Source organism: Psychrobacter sp. P11F6, assembly GCF_001435295.1.
In the GTDB taxonomy this organism is placed as follows: Bacteria; Pseudomonadota; Gammaproteobacteria; order Pseudomonadales; family Moraxellaceae; genus Psychrobacter.
This window is the reverse complement of sequence record NZ_CM003594.1, coordinates 945,911-964,934: the sequence shown is the minus strand read 5'-3', so window position 1 is coordinate 964,934 and position 19,024 is coordinate 945,911. Positions and strand designations below refer to the sequence as shown.

At 39.2% G+C, this 19,024-nt stretch carries 15 protein-coding genes; 8 read left to right on the top strand and 7 right to left on the bottom strand.

The features are described from left to right. Positions 1-189: 189 nt before the first annotated feature. The 6 genes from AK822_RS04075 to AK822_RS04050 all read left to right on the top strand — a co-directional run bounded on the left by AK822_RS04075 (position 190) and on the right by AK822_RS04050 (position 9,347). Positions 190-3,405, top strand: coding sequence for a condensation domain-containing protein (locus AK822_RS04075; protein ID WP_060490653.1), 3,216 nt, complete (start codon positions 190-192; stop codon positions 3,403-3,405). A 12-nt stretch (positions 3,406-3,417) separates the two neighbouring features. Beyond that, positions 3,418-5,037, top strand: coding sequence for a (2,3-dihydroxybenzoyl)adenylate synthase (locus AK822_RS04070; protein WP_060490652.1), 1,620 nt, complete (start codon positions 3,418-3,420; stop codon positions 5,035-5,037). 96 nt (positions 5,038-5,133) lie between these two features. Next, positions 5,134-6,444: a lysine N(6)-hydroxylase/L-ornithine N(5)-oxygenase family protein gene (locus AK822_RS04065; protein WP_226950300.1), complete on the top strand. Its 1,311-nt coding sequence runs from the start codon at positions 5,134-5,136 to the stop codon at positions 6,442-6,444. A 26-nt stretch (positions 6,445-6,470) separates the two neighbouring features. Beyond that, positions 6,471-7,064, top strand: a complete 594-nt coding sequence (locus tag AK822_RS04060) for a GNAT family N-acetyltransferase (RefSeq protein ID WP_060490651.1) — start codon at positions 6,471-6,473, stop codon at positions 7,062-7,064. A gap of 42 nt (positions 7,065-7,106) precedes the next feature. Beyond that, positions 7,107-7,838: a thioesterase II family protein gene (locus tag AK822_RS04055; protein ID WP_060490650.1), complete on the top strand. Its 732-nt coding sequence runs from the start codon at positions 7,107-7,109 to the stop codon at positions 7,836-7,838. 111 nt (positions 7,839-7,949) lie between these two features. Next, complete coding sequence (locus AK822_RS04050) at positions 7,950-9,347, top strand: MATE family efflux transporter (RefSeq protein ID WP_060490649.1); 1,398 nt, start codon at positions 7,950-7,952, stop codon at positions 9,345-9,347. A 23-nt stretch (positions 9,348-9,370) separates the two neighbouring features. Here AK822_RS04050 and AK822_RS04045 read toward each other — a convergent pair whose 3' ends face one another. From AK822_RS04045 to AK822_RS04025, 5 genes are all read right to left on the bottom strand, one after another. After that, the gene (locus AK822_RS04045; RefSeq protein WP_060490648.1) at positions 9,371-10,531 is read right to left on the bottom strand and encodes a siderophore-interacting protein; all 1,161 of its coding nucleotides are present in this window, start codon (positions 10,529-10,531) and stop codon (positions 9,371-9,373) included. A 391-nt stretch (positions 10,532-10,922) separates the two neighbouring features. Further along, positions 10,923-12,191, bottom strand: coding sequence for an MFS transporter (locus tag AK822_RS04040; protein ID WP_087945558.1), 1,269 nt, complete (start codon positions 12,189-12,191; stop codon positions 10,923-10,925). Positions 12,192-12,220: 29 nt separating this feature from the next. Then, positions 12,221-14,650, bottom strand: a complete 2,430-nt coding sequence (locus AK822_RS04035) for a TonB-dependent receptor (RefSeq protein ID WP_060490647.1) — start codon at positions 14,648-14,650, stop codon at positions 12,221-12,223. Between the two features lie 141 nt (positions 14,651-14,791). Next, a complete protein-coding gene (locus AK822_RS04030; protein ID WP_060490646.1) occupies positions 14,792-15,883 on the bottom strand; it encodes a helix-turn-helix transcriptional regulator in 1,092 nt (363 codons plus the stop codon). 93 nt (positions 15,884-15,976) lie between these two features. Next, positions 15,977-17,142 (bottom strand): IS3 family transposase gene (locus tag AK822_RS04025; RefSeq protein ID WP_087945557.1). Its coding sequence is split into 2 segments (ribosomal slippage): positions 15,977-16,884 and positions 16,884-17,142, totalling 1,167 coding nucleotides; the frame shifts between segments, so codons are not numbered across the junction. Between the two features lie 35 nt (positions 17,143-17,177). On the opposite strand from AK822_RS04025, the gene AK822_RS04015 reads away from it, so the two are divergent. Further along, positions 17,178-17,492, top strand: a complete 315-nt coding sequence (locus AK822_RS04015; protein ID WP_228139057.1) for a TatD family hydrolase — start codon at positions 17,178-17,180, stop codon at positions 17,490-17,492. Positions 17,493-17,961: 469 nt separating this feature from the next. Here the strand turns inward: AK822_RS04015 and AK822_RS04005 are convergent, their stop codons facing one another. Continuing rightward, positions 17,962-18,240 (bottom strand): hypothetical protein, encoded by a 279-nt coding sequence (locus AK822_RS04005; protein WP_060490642.1) that lies wholly within the window; start codon positions 18,238-18,240, stop codon positions 17,962-17,964. 224 nt (positions 18,241-18,464) lie between these two features. Then, complete coding sequence (locus tag AK822_RS04000; protein ID WP_228139056.1) at positions 18,465-18,683, bottom strand: helix-turn-helix domain-containing protein; 219 nt, start codon at positions 18,681-18,683, stop codon at positions 18,465-18,467. 124 nt (positions 18,684-18,807) lie between these two features. Between AK822_RS04000 and AK822_RS03995 the strand changes: the two genes are divergently transcribed. Then, positions 18,808-19,023: a hypothetical protein gene (locus AK822_RS03995; protein ID WP_060490641.1), complete on the top strand. Its 216-nt coding sequence runs from the start codon at positions 18,808-18,810 to the stop codon at positions 19,021-19,023. The last annotated feature ends 1 nt before the right edge of the window (position 19,024 follow it).

Below are 19,024 nucleotides of genomic sequence, written 5' to 3'. Positions count from 1 at the left end.
ATAAAACCAACCTTAGACAAGTTAGTTTGGCGATAAGTCTAAGTGGGTTATAACGTTTATTATTACATTTATAGTCAAGCGATTTTAAAATCGATACAAGGCAAACGAGCGCAGATAGCATATTCAGCGAGCTTAACACCGTATCGGTTTAAAAACGGTTCGACTATATAAGCATAAAAAGGTTCAGTTATGAATGACACTGTCTTAAACAAAGATACGCATATTGCTTTTCAGAAAAAGTTAGAGGCGCTTGGTATTTCAAACTCTAATATCGTTACTAATACCATAGACACTAATACCGTTGTTGATACGACTATAGACCAAGACCATACAGTCTCCTCACAGTTAACTTTAGCAGAGCAACGTGCCTGGATGCTGCATCAACAAGACCCTTTATCTGCTGCTGGACCTTTTAGTATGGCTTTAGAGCTAAAGGGAGGTTTAAACAAAAAACAACTTGTACAGGCGATTAAACAACTTTATAGGGCAGATTCAAGTCTCAACCTCGCGTATCAGTTAGATAGTGACGGCGATTTAAAAAAAGAGCATTTAACCTGTTATCCTGTAGACGTTCCTATTTTATCTATAGAGAGTATACCAGCGGCTATCAATTATATATTGGAACTCCAATCTATTTCCATAAACCTGTCTAAAGAGCCTTCTATTCGATTTATACTTTTTTCGGTTGATGCCAATACAACGGTTCTAGGTATTATTGGTCATCATATATTACTAGATGATACGGCTTGGCAACCCATTTTTAATGCCTTAAATCACTATTATGCTAAAGAAAACTTGCCGTCACAGCCATCTGTATTTACTGCACCGCAAGAAAGCTTACAAAAATCAACGTCGTATTGGCGCATGCAGTTTCCAAATGGATTAATAAAGACCACCTTGCCAAACAGCTATTTAAAACGACATAAAGAAACGTTATCGATTAGTCATGATGGTTGGCACAATTATTTAGACATATCACCTGCCGCCAATAGATTTCGTACTGTTATTGCTATAGACAGTATAAAAAAATTTAGTCACAACACAAAAGTTAGTATTACCCATACTATAGTGGCACTTTTTAGCAATTATATAGCCACCTTGTTCACTAAAGAGTTTATAGATGTTTTAATGCCAGTCGTCGATACCAACGCTATCACTGCGCTCAATCAAATAAAAACCAGCTCTAATGTGATACCTATTCGCATAACAAAGGTAGATACTAATTTCAATAATTTTGTCGAAGACACACGTAATCAGGTTTTAATGGCGATTGAAAATAATAGGGCCATTGAAGAAATTATCACGATCACCCAATCGCAGCGTCAGGCTTTACCCAATATACTGATTACCCAGTTCGATGATGCAGCGCAACATTTGAACCTAGCAAATATAGGGATGAAAAGCTTAGCGGTACCACCGCTCAACACAGACCAAGATATTACGTTGGCTTTTAGAATAGAAGCCAATGAAAACCTTCATCTAGAAATGACCTTAAAGGACATCGTAGAGCCCTCACTAGGGACGTTTTTATTAACTCAGTTTGTTGATTACTTACAGGCCATTGTCATAGGCAAGTCCCCTGTTGTAGTCAGTTTATTCCCTACTACAGACACCTTATTCTCAAGTTTTGTAGCACAAACTGCCAATAATGTGGCAGTGAGCACGAATCGAGAGGAGTTGGCGACACCATCAGTACAGTCCCCCAATTTAGCGCTAGAGCGACAACAGACAACGGATATTATTCTTAACACGTTTAAAGACGTACTAGAGGATAAAGACCTCACAGCAGACGATAATTTCTTTGAGTTAGGCGGGCATTCGTTATTAGCCAGCAAAGTTATTGGCAAACTCAAAACAAAACATAATTTAGACATCCAAATAGTCGATTTTTTTAATCATCCTTCTGCAAAAGAGCTGGCAAAAAAATCAGTGTCTCCGGGGTCATTGGGCTCTACAGGAGACGTACAGACTCCTACGGACAAACACGAAGACGATGAACACAGAGAGGAGAAACAAAAAGAGAATAAACAAGTGGGCAAAAATAATCTTAATCGAGCTCCGCTCAGTCTTCTTCAAAGCTCTTACATTGAGCTCGCTGATTTTGGTTTAAATCCAATGTTCAATATCCCCTATGCCTTACGCTTTTCTGACTCAGTCGATGAAACCCTATTGCAACAGGCATTTTTAGATGTCATTGAAAGACATCCTACGCTGCGTACGTTATTTCTTCCAGAAGACGATAGCATCCTACAAAACGTCATCCCGATGGCAGATTTGGCAGACTACGCCTGGTTTTTAGACTCAAGCCATCAAAATGGCGAACATTATCAGCAAATATTGGACCGTGAAGCAACGACAGGGTTTAATCTAAGTAAAGAGATACCTATTAGAGTACGGCTATTAAAAGATGATAAATATCAACAAATTTTATCGTTATTGATATATCACTTGTCATTTGACGAGTGGTCTACGGCAATCTTTATGCAAGAGCTGATAACTGCTTATCAAACACGGGCGAACGGTCAGCTCCCCATTTGGCAGTCGACACCTAAATCCTATATAGAATATGTGTTCAATCAGGACCGCGAAGAAATATTAGGTAAGCATCTTGATTATTGGAAAACCTATTTAGGTAAGGTTGAGAAAGGACGCCCCTTATTTAGTCAAGAGAATGAGTTACCCGATGACATAGATTACACCGGCGCTATTGTTGAAATAGAGTTTGACAAAACAGTGCATGCAGCCTTGAGCAGATGGGCCAACATCCATAAAGCCTCATTATTCCATGTTCTGTATGCCTGTATCACCCTAGCACTATATTATCTCGGAGCCGGTAAAAAAATCTTGGTGGGCACCTCAATGTTTAGCCGTGAAGCGGTGGCGTTTCAAGACACGATTGGCTTTTTTACCAACGTTGTTTTGCATCAGGTCGCTATCAACGAACATCTAACCTTTGCTGAACTTATCGCCCAAGTAAAAACGTCTATTTTATCCAGCCTTCCTTATAGCGATGTTCCATTTAGCATCGTAGAAGACGCCGTAGCCGTAGAAGAAGTAACCGACAATCTATGTGAATTTTATATCCAATTTCATACCACCAATATGCTAAATGGTGACATAAAGACGGCCGATAAAACAATAAATATCGAGCTTTTGGAGCCCATACGAGATTTATCAAAGTTTGGTTTACATTTTGAGATGTTCGAACAGCAAGCAGATCCACTTGCGGCCTTAAGAGTGCTGATATGTTATCGCACTCAAAATTATAATGACCAACAAATCGCCCTTATTAAACAGACCGTACACGCTTTAATAACAGCGACTGCCCATACTGAACATACAGCTACTGTCAGAACCCTTAGAAAACAGTTATTTCATAAGATAGCAAAAGGTGAAAACCTCTAATAGGAGAGCATAATGCTTGCAACCGAAGACTTAACGGCAGACTTAGAAAGTGACTATGTCTCTTTTGATAAACAAAGAATTTCGACCTACCAGAAAGAAGGACTGTGGCGGTCACATAACCACATCCAGTTCTTAGATAATATCCAACAAAAATATGGCAACAACACAGCGGTTATTGATGGCAACAAGCAGCTTACCTACACTGAGCTTTATACCAAGGCTAGACAGTTTGGTAGCTACCTGAAGTCTCAAAATCTCAAAAAAGATGACTTCATTATTCTACAAGCGCCCAATACGATTGAGTTCTTTATTGTCTTGTTTGCCATCTATACCATCGGCGCAAGGCCCATATTTTGTTTAGATGGCTATGGCGCCTATGAAATTGAAAATATTGCTAAGCAGAGCAAAGCCGTGGGTTATATCAAAATAAAATCTGTAAATGCTCATCAAGATGATGCGATGGACATAATAAATAAATTTGCTTATCCCAATTTCACGCTTTGGTACAGAGAAACCATTACTGTTCAAGAGACAATAGAGCAGTCACTGCCTATGATAACGGAAGACCATCAGCCGTTAGATATCAGTGAGGTGAGTGCAACCAAAGTGGCTTTTTTACAGTTATCAGGTGGTACCACCGGTATTCCAAAACTCATTCCTAGAACCCATGCCGATTATCTGTATTCGGTTAAAATGAGCGCCGATATTGCGGGTGTCAATGAACAAACAAAGCAGTTGGTAGTGCTGCCTGTGATGCACAACTATGCGATGAGCTCTCCGGGGTTTTTAGGCGTATTTTATAAAGGGGCGACTGTCATTCTTACCGCTGAAACCAGCCCCAGACAGTGCTTTAAACTCATGCAAAACCAACACGTTACCCAAGTCTCATTAGTGCCTTCTTTGATGTCATTATGGATTAACTCACCTGCCCTCCCTAAGTATGACCTATCCAGCTTAAAGGTGATACAAGTGGGAGGCGCAAAATTGCTTCCCGAAATGGCTAAAAAGGTGATGCAAACGTTAGACATTACGCTGCAACAAGTCTATGGGATGGCAGAAGGGCTCGTTTGCTTCACAAGGTTAGACGACGATGAACAAACCATCATCCATACGCAAGGTCGTCCCCTATCCCCCCGTGACGTCATTAGCATTATTGCGCCAAACGGGAGCGTATTAAGTCATGGCGAGGTGGGTCAAATTATGACTAAAGGGCCTTATACCATCAACGGATATTACAATTCACCGCTGATAAATAAAGACAGTTTTACCCCCGATGGTTTTTATAAAACAGGCGACCTGGGCTATCTTGATAATCAGCAAAATATTGTCATAACGGGGCGTGGCAAAGAGCAAATTAATAGGGCTGGCGAGAAGATAGCACCAAGTGAATTAGAGAATTTAATCCTAACACATGACGCCGTGAAAGACTCCTCTGTCGTGGGCATTGCAGATGCGAGATTAGGAGAAAAAATAAAGGTTTTTGTTGTTTTAAAAGATGAAAGCCGTACCCTAACGCTGCAGACCTTACGCACCCATCTTATGCAAAAGAACATTGCCCATTATAAGTTACCTGACGAATTAGAACTGGTTACCGACTTTCAATATACCTTGGTCGGTAAAGTGCGTAAGTAATTGGCTTGATTTGCACTGCCTGATTGGCAAATTAAGCCCGTCTCTAATCAATAAAAATAATTCACTATAAGTAACCGTTAAAAAATGGACACAATAATGACCTCTCACAATCACATGAATAATACGATTTATGATTTAGTTGGCATTGGCCTAGGACCTTTTAATTTAGGTATGGCTGCATTGACTAATGATTTAACAGACATAACTGCCTGTTTTTTTGAAAAAAAGCCTAATTTTGATTGGCATACAGGTATTATGCCCGAATGGAGCACCTTACAAATTCCTTTTATAGCCGATTTGGTAAGTTTTGCAGACCCCACCAGCCGATTCTCTTATCTTAACTATTTAAAAAAGACGGGCGGTTTATATCAGTTTTATATTAGAGAAGATTTTTGTCCCTTAAGGTCCGAATATAACCAGTACTGTTCATGGGTATCTAATCAATTAGAGAATCTAAACTATAGCTGTCATGTCACCGATATAACATATGACGAGCAACAAAAGCTATATACCGTTTTCGGACAAAACGGCTCAGACTCCAATTTTGCCGTGCAAACGAAAAACATCGCCCTCGGTACAGGCCGCGCTCCTATTGTTCCTGACTTTTGTAAAATAGATCAAGAAGACATTAATTTGGGCGCTCATTATTCAATAAACAAACCTAAATATCAGCAGAAGAAATCTATCACTATCGTGGGTAGTGGTCAAAGTAGTGCAGAGATTTTCTATGATTTATTGCAAGATATAGATGTCTATGGCTACGAGCTTAACTGGGTAACCATGGCCAATCGTATTTTTGCGATGGATTTGGGTAAGCTGTCTTTAGAGATGACCTCGCCTGATTATACAGATTACTTTTTTTCATTGTCTGAAAGTACCAGAAATCAGGTGATTAGTAGACAAGATCACTTATATAAAGGCATTAACCTAAAACTTATTAATGATATCTATGACTTGCTCTATATCAAAGCGAAAAAAAGTCCGATTAATGTCAACATGCTCATTAACGTACGCTTGAACGATGTAGAGAAAAAAAATGACCAGACACTCTCCTTGCAACTGAATCATCTAGATTTAAATAAAGAATTTAAGATGGATACCCAAGCACTGATTTTAGCACTAGGCTACGAATATAAAACACCAGAATTTATCCATTCTATCTCTGAAAAAATCAATAGAGATGATACGGAGGGGCGTTATCAAATCGCTCGGAACTATAGCATAGATGATGACGAAACTATCTTTGTGCAAAATGTTGGCTTGTATTCTCATGGTATCTCTGTGCCGGATCTCGGCATGGGATGTTATAGAAACTCGATCATCATCAACCAAATATTGGGTGAAGAATATTATCAAGTAGAGAAAAAAATAGCGTTCCAAGACTTTCTACCCAAAGCTTTACAATAGCCTTACTATAATAAAGAGAGCTTGATATGCCAACCCTATCGCAAATATTGCCAAATAATTATGAAAAAAAAATAGCGGACACAGTATATGGACTAAGGAAAATTCAATACCCCGACGATATGCCACTGATATATGACTGGATGCATAAAGAACACGTTATCCCGCAATGGCAATTAAATGAGCCGATGCCTAAACTACTGGCCTACTATGAAAAGATGATTGTAGACGACCATCAAAGGCTTTATTTCATAACGATAAATGGTAGGGCTGTGGGGTACATTGAAGTGTATGAAGCGGCCCGAGATCGTGTCCGTTTATATTATGATATTGAGGCGGCAGATATGGGCTTTCATATCCTACTAGGAGAAACGGACGTCGTCGGTAAAGGCTATGCTAAACCCATTATACGGTGCCTAACGGATTTTATATTCCAAAACAGTCGCGCTCGTAAAGTTATCGTAGAGCCTGATAGCAAGAATAAACCCATGTCGAAGATCTTGAACGCTTTGTCTTATGAGCCTCAAGGTGAGCTTGATATGCCCGAAAAAGTGGCAATGTTATATTTTTGTTACCGGGACACTTTCTATAACGCTCAAAATACGTCACCGGTAAGCGCTTAAGGCGTTATCAATGATAAAAAACGTAGGGTACAAAAGGAAAGCATGACGACATATGATATGTATTGTTTACCGCCAGCAGGGAGTAGCTCTATGTTGTATAGCGCTTGGCAAAAACTACTCCCAAGCTATCTTAATGTGATACCAGTAGAATATCCAGGCCATGGTATTAAAATGAGCACGCCATTATGCGATTGTCCAGACGTTCTTGCCCAAGAAATCGCTGAAAATATCAATCGAGACGTTAGCAAAAGACAGCACTCTTTTGCACTTTTTGGGCATAGTTTGGGAGCAGCGTTACTCTGGAAAGTCATTAATTATTTAGATGCGTCTACTCGCCCCTTTCTTAGTCTCATTATCGTCAGTGGTAGACCAAGCTATCAGCATACTCGGCATATGCCACTCAAGCATTTATTAACGGATGAGGAGTTAATTGAGGCATTAACGCATTATAACGGCACACCAAAAGCAATTCTTGACAACAAAAACACCTTATCTTTCTTTTTACGTATTTTGCGTAATGATTTTTTAGTGAACGATAGATTATTAGCAGACAATCCAAAGAAGACCACCGTGCCGCTACTGGCATTATATGGCGATGACGACACGGATATAGCTGACAAGACCAAAATGGATGCTTGGTCAGCTTATAGTGAAAACTGGCTAGGAAGTTACGTTTTTGCAGGCGGTCATTTTTATTTTAACAATCGTGAGGTGTGCAAAGAGATGCTACAAATAGTCACTTATGCCATTGAGTATACAACAACTACCATCTGATATATCGAACCGTATATAAGAACGCAGCATAAGTACCCAATATAAAAGCTGGTATCCGCCCAACATTTAGTAATAAACCCCTATCGCCTTATTTTTTGAAGCCTATTTAAAATGACAAACTCTACCATCATTAAACCTATTTTAAAGCTTGCTATTCCATTGATACTCATACAGCTTTGCCAAGCCTCGCTCGGTATCGTTGATGCGATGGTTGCTGGACAATATAATTATAAAGATCTAGCCGCCGTGGGTTTAGGCAGTGCCATATGGACACCTGTCTTTCTTTTTTTTACGGGTGTGTTATATGTCTTTGTTCCTAAATTTGCCGCCCTTAACAATACTGTTGATACCAATAACGCCGATGCCAATAACATTTATCACGGCAATACACATATAGCGGCTCAAAAGCTCTTTTTACATGCCAAAAACGTTGCTTTTTGGCTGTCTATTATTGGATTCGTAATCATTGAACTATTAGCCTTTTCAGTCACTTGGTTTATTCAAGATGACGAGGTCAGTTTAATCACGAGAAATTATTTAATGTTTGTTGGCCTTGGGATGCCAGGTATTATTCATATGCTTATGTATAGAATAACGGGTGAAGGGAATAGTACCCTAAAACCTATTGTTTTAGTGAGCTTTCTACTGGTTATTATGAACGCTTGTCTGAATGTTATTTTTATCCATGGTTTTTTAGGGTTTCCTGAAATGGGTGGGATGGGATGCGGACTGGCGACGGCAGTAAGTGGGTATATCGCTTGTATGTTCTTAAAAAAACAGATTACTCAACAGTTACCTTGGGTTGCCAGTGCTGGTCATTCGGTCTCTGGTAATAATGTTTCTGTAGACAAACAAGACAGTAAACGCTTACTCATAGAAGGATTGCCCATTGGTTTTTCTTTTTTACTCGAAGTCATGGCGTTAACCGTGTTGGCTTTTTTAATCTCCACCTACAGTATTCGGCACATTGCTGCGCATCAAATTGTTTTAAACATCACCTTGATTGCGTTTATGATTCCTGTGGCTATTGCGAATGCAACAACGATTCGCATCGCCTACTTTAATGGTATAGCGGATGCGTCAAACGCTGCAAAAGTGGCAATATTCACCCTGTTGGTTACGGTGGTGTATGCAACGATTATGGCCGCCTTATTAGTCGTTTACGATGATAAGATAGTGGGCTATTTTACCAATGACGATGGCGTAAAAGAGATAGCCACCATTCTGATGACATATGGCGCTGCTTTTCAATTTTTTAGTGCCATGCAAATGCTCATCAGTGGTGTTTTACGAGGTTTTGAAGATTTCGTAAAACCCTTATTGGTGATACTTATCAATTATTGGCTATTTATTGTTCCCGTCGTTATCCTCTCTATTAAATTTAATTGGATAATGAGACTGCGCGTTGAAGACATATGGTTATTAATGGTAGTGGGATTGGCGGTGTCGTCATTTGTTCTTGCCATAGTATGCCGAAGAAAGTTTAAACATATACAGCTAGGCAGCTAGGCTGGACTAGCCGCCTAGCCATATCAATCAGTAGTGGCTTTCCAATATCCTTTAATATGGTTCTGCTTGCCAGTTAACTGGCGCTCATTACGTAAATAATGACGCACGACTTTACACGCCTTGCTTTCAAACGCGCCCCATACCCCGTCTATAGACTCAATATCTTTTAATATCTCAAGGGTTTTTAACCCTTGTTGATTATATGGGCTGACAATACGATGAATAGTCGCTCCTACCGGAAATTCATTATCGTCAAAGTAATCTTGTTCTAACGGTTGTTGACTTAAGATAACAATATGAGGCGGTATATCGTTTTGCCAAAAGTCCAGAATACCCGCCAAAGCAGGATAAGCCGTTTCATCAGCAATTAACACCGTTTGCCCCTCCTGTAAATGCGCGTGCTTGTCATCGGTTTCTGTACGACTAAAAACAATATCGCCCAAATTTACTGTTTCAATCCATAAGCTACCTGCACTATTTCCATGCGTGAACACATCCATATAACCTTGATTATTAAAATCAGATTTTTTACTCTTCCAAGCCGAGCGTAGTGTGTACAGACGAATATCTTTATTGATGGTTTTTACAATCTTTTGCCTTCTATCACTAGATACTTTTTTAAGCAGCCATAAGAATGCTTGATTGCCTCGTTTTTTTACTTGTTTATTAACCTGTTCTTTTATGGAGGTGGTTAGCGAGGTGATTTGCTGCTTGTCTGCTACTGTCTGCTGAAGGGGTGTTTTATTCAGTACTTTTAGTATCATTCCATAAGCATAGCCGGCATAATTTTCTGGTAGCGGCGTCTCACTATGTAGCGTCAACCGCGTCATGTTTGGCGTTAATTTTTGTTTACCAATCACCTCAAAGTAATGCTTTTTATTACCTGTTAAATCGCGACCTTGCTCCGCCATCGCAGTATATGCCAAATAAAGCACCTGTTCTTCTAAATCACCTTCAAGTTTAAAATCGACAAACAACTCTTGGGGTTTATTATTTACCTGTGCTGATATCAGCATCCCTTCTTTATAAATATCTATAATAAGGGGATTTGTAATTGCTAAATCGGGGTAATAATACGCTGCAATCGCTTGTACTTCTTCGATATGGTCTTGATTAAGATGCTCGATGATGTCTAACTTGGCATCTATATCTGCTATCGGCGTATAGGGGGGGGTTGCTGGCATAAGGTAACCTGTGCTGTGCTAGTGAATAGAATTTAGGGTTTATTAAACAATTAACAGACCCTAGCGTAATAGAAGAAAATGTGTAGAAGCGATACTATAGTTGCCTACCCTTAAAGAGTTACGATGTAAGACTCGCTTAGCCTACTACTGTAGTACTTGCAATCATCTGCCGTGTACTACTTTTAAGGTTGATTAAGACTAGGGTCTGTCTAGGGCATGTCTCCAATTGGATTATAGAGATAAAAATGAGATAGATTGTTGTCAAACGCGAATGATTTCGCAGTTAATATAGACATATTGACTACGAATTAGACAAAGTTTGGCGGTAATATAGCCATTTTTAGCCCATAAATTGTAAATGAAGACACGCCCTAGATTAAGTGACTGAGATCTAGCTATTAAACATGGTTTGTTTTGCGCGCATAAATAAGACAATGATGAGGGTGAGAGAGATACTTGCCATTAGCACTTTGCTGTAGCCAAACGTATTGGCTGCCGTCATCGCTACACCTGCACAAACAAAGCCCATAAAAGAAAAAGTACCCAGTTGCAAGGTAAAGAACGTGGCTTTGGCAGATTTTAGGCTGGCTTTATCCATCGCAATTGTGGCAACAGTCGCCATGAGTGCAGGGTTTACTAAAAAGTAGGTGGTCACTGCACTATATACCATAAGCTTATTGGTGTAACCATAGCTTAGAGGTAAAAATAACATCAGTACCAAAGCTTGCGCTACCGTTAACACGAGCAATGTTTTAACTCGGCCCATTTTGTCAATAAGAAGACTGGCACTAAGCGCAGAAATCACCCCAATCACAGAACCGTATACTTTAGTCACAAAACCTATATCTGCAAACGTCCAGTGCGCATCCACCAGTATTGGATTCAATAGGGTAAAACCGGCACTAAATCCGACAGGGTAAATTACTAATAAAATAAACCATGCCAGATTACTTCTTATAAATTGCCACATGGCGACTAATAAGATAACTAACGAGCGCGTTAAAGACGTCTTTTGCACAAACTGCGTAGCGGCTGTGCGGGTATCAGCATTGTCTGGTAACTCTATTGTCGGCTCTACATAACGCAGCAGTTGTAACCATGAGATACTTGTTAATAACGCTAGCACAAGCAGTGACCCTTGCCATTGTAGCCAAGGATATGCCATAAGTATCAGGCCACCACCAATAATATTACCCACAAGATTACCAGAGAACTGCACACTGTTTGCTCGTTGCCGCTCATTTTTACTAAAGATTTTGTTCGCAAGGCCATCTACCGCAACATCTTGCACGCTCACGGCCAAAGCATAAACAAGCATTAATCCTATCATTAGACTAAACTGTGTCGCAATATCTAGCATACCGATGATAACCAATAAAATCATCATTAAAAACTGCGCTATAAGTAACCAACTGCGATAACGCCCTTGTAACTGTCTGTGCATAAATGAGGGTCGAATAAGGTCTATAAACGGTGCGTAAAGTATTTTCAGTAATAACGGTAAGGCAATGAAGTTTAATAAAGCAATTTTATTTAATGGCATCTTCATGTCACGCATGATGGCAACGGAAGAGGCAAAAATAAAAGCCAGCCCGATATACTGAGTGATATAAATACTGGCAAGCAAAACCCAAGGCTTGCGATTGGAAGATATTTTCATCTGTTGTTACCTTAATAGTAGTGACAGTCTTAATAGTAATAACTATATTTAAGACCATAGCTTCTATCAGTTCCTAATATACCAACATTCATCGGATATATTTTTATATGCTCGTAGCGTTCATCTGTTAAGTTTTTACCCCAAATGCTTAGTTCGTGGTTGTAGCTGGTGAGTCCTAGACTAGCGTCAACCAAACCATAACTCTCAAGCTCAATACCATTGTACGCTTGCGCATAACGGTCACCCACGTAGCGATATTTTGCATCAGCGAACCACTGCGCTTTACCAAATACTGGCAATGTAAACAGTAAATCATCGTTGTATTGCATACCAATACTGCCACTGAATTTTGGCACTTGTGGCATGTGGTTATCTTCTGCCGTTAGCGGTAACATCCCCGGACTAGCGGGTGGTGGTACTTCGCTAGCATCAGTGACCTTTGCATCGGTGTAGGCAAGTTGGGTTTTTATCTGCCAATTATTGGTTATTCGCCAATCTGCGGATAGCTCGATACCTTGACTACGGCTATCAACGTTGAACGTTTCACTTTTATATTCAGGAGGTGAGGCTGTTACGCTCATATGGTCGTCTTTCATTTTGTTACGATAAAGTGCCAACCCCAAATTTAAGCGATTGTCTGCACTGCGATATTTTGTACCAATCTCAGAGGCATCAATTGTCGTCGGCTTGTAATATGCAAGGGGGTTACCATAAGCCATGTTATTGTCATAATCGGCAAACCCACCGAACTTATGACCGCGTGATTGTAGCGCATATACCCGCCAATTAGGACTTATAGCATAGCTCAAACCAAAGCGTCCCGTCGTTGCGGTGTCCTCCAGCGTTTTACTGCCACTTTTTACATCATTACCCAATGGGTTATTATCATTGCCTTGCCAAACGGCATCGTGTGTTTGCTCTTCATTTGCCAAACGTAGCCCTGCTATCACATCTAGACTTTCGGTCGCAGGATACGTTATTTCACCAAATATGGCTTTCGTCTGAGTATCAAATGTTTTATCGGTAATTGCGTTGTTCGCACTACCAAGAGTGCTGTTTTTCAATAACCCATCTGGCATGTCATTTAAGTTCATTCGGGCATCGTTTTTCCACACCCTATCTTTGTTTGCGAAGTAGAGTCCTGCGACCCACTGGACTTCGCTCTCTGGCTTAGAGACCAATGTTATTTCTTGCGAAACCTGTTTAATCGATTCCTCTAAGTATTGACGATTGTTATCAGGATGGGTAAGAACCTCACTGAATATGGGCTGTTGGTCTTCTGGAATTCGGTATCCGCTGAATTGTAAGGACAACATCTCTGGCGGTAGGTAGGGGCGCAGAATATCGCTATCATAATGGTGATAACCTGTTTTTGACTCTATATCAGCAAAATCAAAAGCGGTACTATTCACCACTAAATTCATGCCCTTAGCGGTGTTTGTATTTTCATGTGGTAGATTAAACGTGGCAACTTTATAAGTATCAAAATCTTTTTGTAGGACAGGAACATTATTGGTTTGCTCATCATGATAAGCGGTTAAGACGACATTATTGTCTTCGTTATCATCATGCCAACGCAACTTGGCTTGTATGCCTTGTTTGTCTTTTTTATTAAGCGGTTTGCCATCTTCTCGTTTTATCAGACTATTATCACGTTCCTCCAGCATACCTGCAATGCGAAAAGAAACATTATCCGTTATAGGTAGATTTAGCATCGCCTCGCCACGCTTAAGATTATGATTACCCACACCCACACTGACCCTGCCTTCTGTATAATCTGATGGGTCAAAGGTTTTGATAATGATACCACCAGCCTCAGCACTTGAACCCAATATTGTCCCTTGAGGACCTTTTGCGACTTCAACTTTTTCAACATCAATTAAGTTTCGTGCCAATCCCGTTTTACCATTACTGATACCATCTATTCGGACATCAACAGAATTATCATCAAGACTGGTAATACTTAACGAGCCTGTACCACGCATCCATAGTGTCGAGTAGCCCACATTACCACCATCGTGGATATCTATACTAGGTACATCTCGCAAAGCATCTGTTACCGTCACATATTGCTTGTCTTCAATTTCTTGCGCGTCAATCGTATCAACCACAAAGGGGGTCTTTAACTCGTCTTCTTCAATACCTCGAGCATTAACAGTAATCGCATCAAGGGTGACAGTAGGCATGTCATCAGATGTCATTTCATTAATACCATTATTTTGTTCAGCGAGCTCTTTCTTCTCAGCAAATTGTTCCGCATTAAAGGTTTGCACATTTGAGGACAGGCTATTTTCATATGGGACTGCCAATGCTGTGATAGGAATATATAAACTGAGTAATGGCGCTAGATATAAGGAGGGTATATATAAAGCATTAAATTTGTTAGTCGTTTTGATATCCTTACTGAGATGACGGTCACTGAGATAATATTGAAGGGAAGATAATTTGCTAGGCAACATATATAAATCCAAAGTAACATAAATGAAAAACAATGTTAATGATAATCAATATCAATTACAAAGTTAACACAAATTTTTAGACTATACGTAATTATTTAGTAAAATCGGGAAAGCTATTGATTTATATCAATTTATCATATATTAATCCGGCATATAGCCATAAAACTTGTAAAACACCCGACGAAAATATTGAGTACTACTAAAACCAAGCTGATTAGCAATTGGAGCAATTTTTTGTCTCTCTTGTAATAGTTTCATGGCTAACTGCATGCGTTTATGAGTTCGATAATCACCAATCGTTCGAGTCGTTAATTTCTTAAAGTCGGCCTTTAAATAACATTCATTTGTGCCTGTTTTTTGCGCAAGCTCTCGTATCGTCCAATTCTTATTGTAAAACTCATCAAGAAGCAGTTTGGCTTGATAAGCAGAATTAAGAGCCTGTACTTTAGCCCCGCCTATTTCAGTAATACATTGTTTCAATAATAAACTCGTAAAGGTTAAGCATTGTCCTTGTAGTGCCATAAATTTAATATCATCAGTGGGACTAGGCGTGTTATAAACCTCCCAGCCCTGCATTACAAAATTTGCCGCTTTGGTAGTCAGATTTAAAGGTAGAATTGACGAATCGGACATAGTCATTAATTTGGATATGATTAAGTTATTGGCATCTGTCTGCTGCTCTATTTGTGCGGCTAATTTACCAACAAAGTCTTTATCTAGCTCAATATATAAGGCTTTAATGTCTTCCTTAGCGCTAATAATTGTGCTCAATCTCCCTAAATCGCCTTTTATTAACCAAATGGCAGGCGCATTTATCGTTACTTGCTCAAACTGTTTTAGCTTGATTCTATTTACCTGCCTTGCTTCTGTTCCTACTTCTGTTCCTACTTCTGTTCCTACTTCTGTTCCTACTTCTGTTTTTACTGTTGCTTTTACTCCTACTTTTTCTTCTATAGTCACTTTGTCGTCTAGCTGATATTCATAGCTCCCTTGCAAAACAATGTATAAAACATAACTGGTTTGGCAATTAGGATTAATGAATTGATGATTTCTATGAAAGTAGCAATTGACCCGTGATAGACCAATGCTACCGAAATCATAACGTTCAAAGTAGCCATCACCAATAGACTTATCAATATAAATGATTTGACTTAACTGATTAAACCGCTGTACATTTTTTACCATGCACCAGTCATTAATCATTTCTAATTGCTTATCAAACACATATTTCATTTTATCTCTTCTTATAATACTTTTAGGGGATCAATCGTCCACAGGATTGACCTATGCTGTCAAATCTGTAGACATTGACTTGGGAGATTTTAGTTACTCAGCCTGATGATAAAAGTCAAACCACACCTGTCTTGGCGTTTTATAGCCCAAACCCTTTTGGATTCTAGTCTGGTTATACTCAAGCTCAATATATTTAATGATGTCATTGATAGCTTCGAATCTCATTTTATAATCCTGATGATACACTAACTCATTTTTCAATATACCCGAGAAACTCTCTATCGGAGCATTATCAAAGCAATTACCACGTCTAGACATTGAGCCCTTAAATTTATGCTTCTTAATGATCTTATGATAGTCATAACTACAGTACTGACTGCCTCTATCAGAATGCACAATCAGCCGTTGGTTGGGTCGTTTGTTCTTGATGGCCATATTAAATGCACGGCAAACTAAATCTGCTGTCATACGCTTGTGGATAGCATAGCCGACCAGCTCTTTAGTGTAGAGGTCCTTAACCCCTGCTAAGTATAGCCGACCCTCATCTGTCCATATGTAAGTGATGTCACTAACCCAAGCTTCGTTAGGACGACTGGTATCAAATTTTTGATCGAGCAGGTTTGGATAGATGAACTTGTTATGGTTTGAGTTGGTGGTAACTTTTAAACGCTTGTGACGACGGCAAACAATGCCGTATTCTTCTTTAATGCTTCTTACCATGTATTGACTGATATGATGGCCTTGCTCTGCAAGATGAGCATGCAATCGCTCACAGCCGTAGCGCTGCTTAGTTTCATCATGAGCCACGCGCACCAGCAGCTCACACTGATTGCGGTGAATCTGCTGATTGCTAACACCACGATTTACCCAGTTATAATAGCTTGAGGGCTTGACATCTAATATGTGACACATACAGGTGATGCTAAATATCTTCTGGTTATCCTTGATAAAGACGTACTTCATCAACTGTGTTTCGCGAAGTACGCCGTGGCCTTTTTTAGAATATCTCGCTCTTCCTGAGCAACTTTGAGATCACGTTTAAGACGTTTATTCTCTTCTAGTATAGCCATGAGCTCAGGATCATATTCTTTAGTACCGATCAGCTTGCCTTTATCAGCTTTGTTTTGCCAGTTAGATAATGTCTGCATGGCTGTGCCAAGCTGCTTTGCAGTCGCTGAAACATTGCCATTATTATCTGCTATCTTTTTAACGGCTTCAGCTTTGAATGCTGCACTATAGGTTCTGATTTTCTTAGTCATGATAAACTCCTCATTGAGTCGTTAGTTTACCAAGTTTGGTTCTACAGTTTTTTCAGCATAGCTCAACTCAGGGACAGCTTAAAAGAGCAGTTAATATGGGTTGTTGGTTCACCGTTGGTCCTGCAATGCTTAATACTAAAAAAGGGCAATCTTTGGTATCAATGATGCCGAAAGATCGGATTCTTACTGAAACTGATGACCCATTTGCAAAATATAATAAAAAGTCTCTAATGCCATGGGATAGTGATATTGCTACTAAGCAGTTATCTGAATTGTGGCAAATCCCTGTTGCCTTAGTTCATGAACAGTTAGAAATGAATCTAAAATATCTAGTAAAGTTTAATCATTAATCAGAGAAAAATTAAACTTTGAGCTTTTCAATTATTTCCGTATATTCATAAACAAATCACATTTGCAAAAAAACCAGAGAGCATTAGCAATCTGGTTATTAAGTAATCTTTAAATTATCATCTGCCAACTATAAGCTGCCCGCCAGAAAAACTAATACATGATTCGCAGAACCAAGATGACTGTTTTCTGATATAAGGAATATCAGCTGGTACATAAAGTTGATAAGGGCGTCCACAATATTCACAGTGTACATCATCTAAGTAAGCCTGACATTTCGCTAACACGCTGAACAGAGTATGATAGTCGATACGATATTGTTTACAGAGCATCTCTATATGTTCTATATAGCGTCCATCATGCCCATATGCCCAATAGTCTTCACATAATTGTATGTCGGACTGATCTGCATTAGCGCTAAAAATAAGTTTTAAGCTCATGGTTATCTCCAAACTAAGTAGTTGACGTTAATCACAATGAATACGGAATCTCGTAATGATTCATAATGTCCAAAAACTTGGTCTCAAGATTCTTCAAAGTATAACGGTTTAGCGCCAACCCCTCATTTATCTCACGTTGCACCCATATTCTAACTGCCTCATCATTATAAAATATCGAATTTACGCCGAGCATTTTCGCTAACTGCGAACCTTGTTGTATTTGCAAGTTTACCATGAGCTTGGTAGATAGCGATATTGCCTCAGCACTCAGCCAAATTGAAGCATGCGGCGGTTTAATAAATGTGTTCATGTATAATCTCCTGTAGATTAATATTTACCTCTGTTAGTATTAATGACTTCCTACAGATTAAATTATACATGCATTTTGAGCTATTGCAACTTAAAAAAACCTTCTATAGATTATTTTATTATCAAATAGATTATTTAACCTACTTGAAAAATCATAGTTGGCTACGTACTGTTTAATATAATGACTGATAAGGGTAGCACTGTATTGCATATTCAAAAGAGCGTTTATTCTTCTTTAACTACCTCGTAAAGGTCACCTACCTCAATATCCAAATATAAGCATAGCTTCTCTACAACTTCTAAATCCACTCTAGTGGCTTCTTCATTATACATACGTGTGATTGTGCCTCTGTTGATATCCGTATCTTTAGATACGTCAGAAATCTTAAGTCTTTTCTCACCCATAATTCTAGATAAATTACACTTCACCATAACCTCCCCCATAATAAAATAACCTACTGTAGATAAAAATGTCTTGCAAAAGATTATTTTTAGTGTAAATTACGTTCTATAGCAGGTCATAAAGCTATTAAATAATAACACTTTAATCTTTAGTAAGGATTTTACTATGAGTTATACCTATTTAACAACCGAAGAGCTGTCACAACGTATTAAATATGACAGCAAGACCATACGCAACCAACTTAAGGATGCGGTATTTATCGAAGGGGTTCACTACATAAAACCCTTTGGCGGCAGAAAAATCCTTTTTATCTGGCAAAAAATTGAAGAGTTGATGCTGACAGGTTCTGACGATAGCATTCCATTTGCAGCGGGAGCATAGT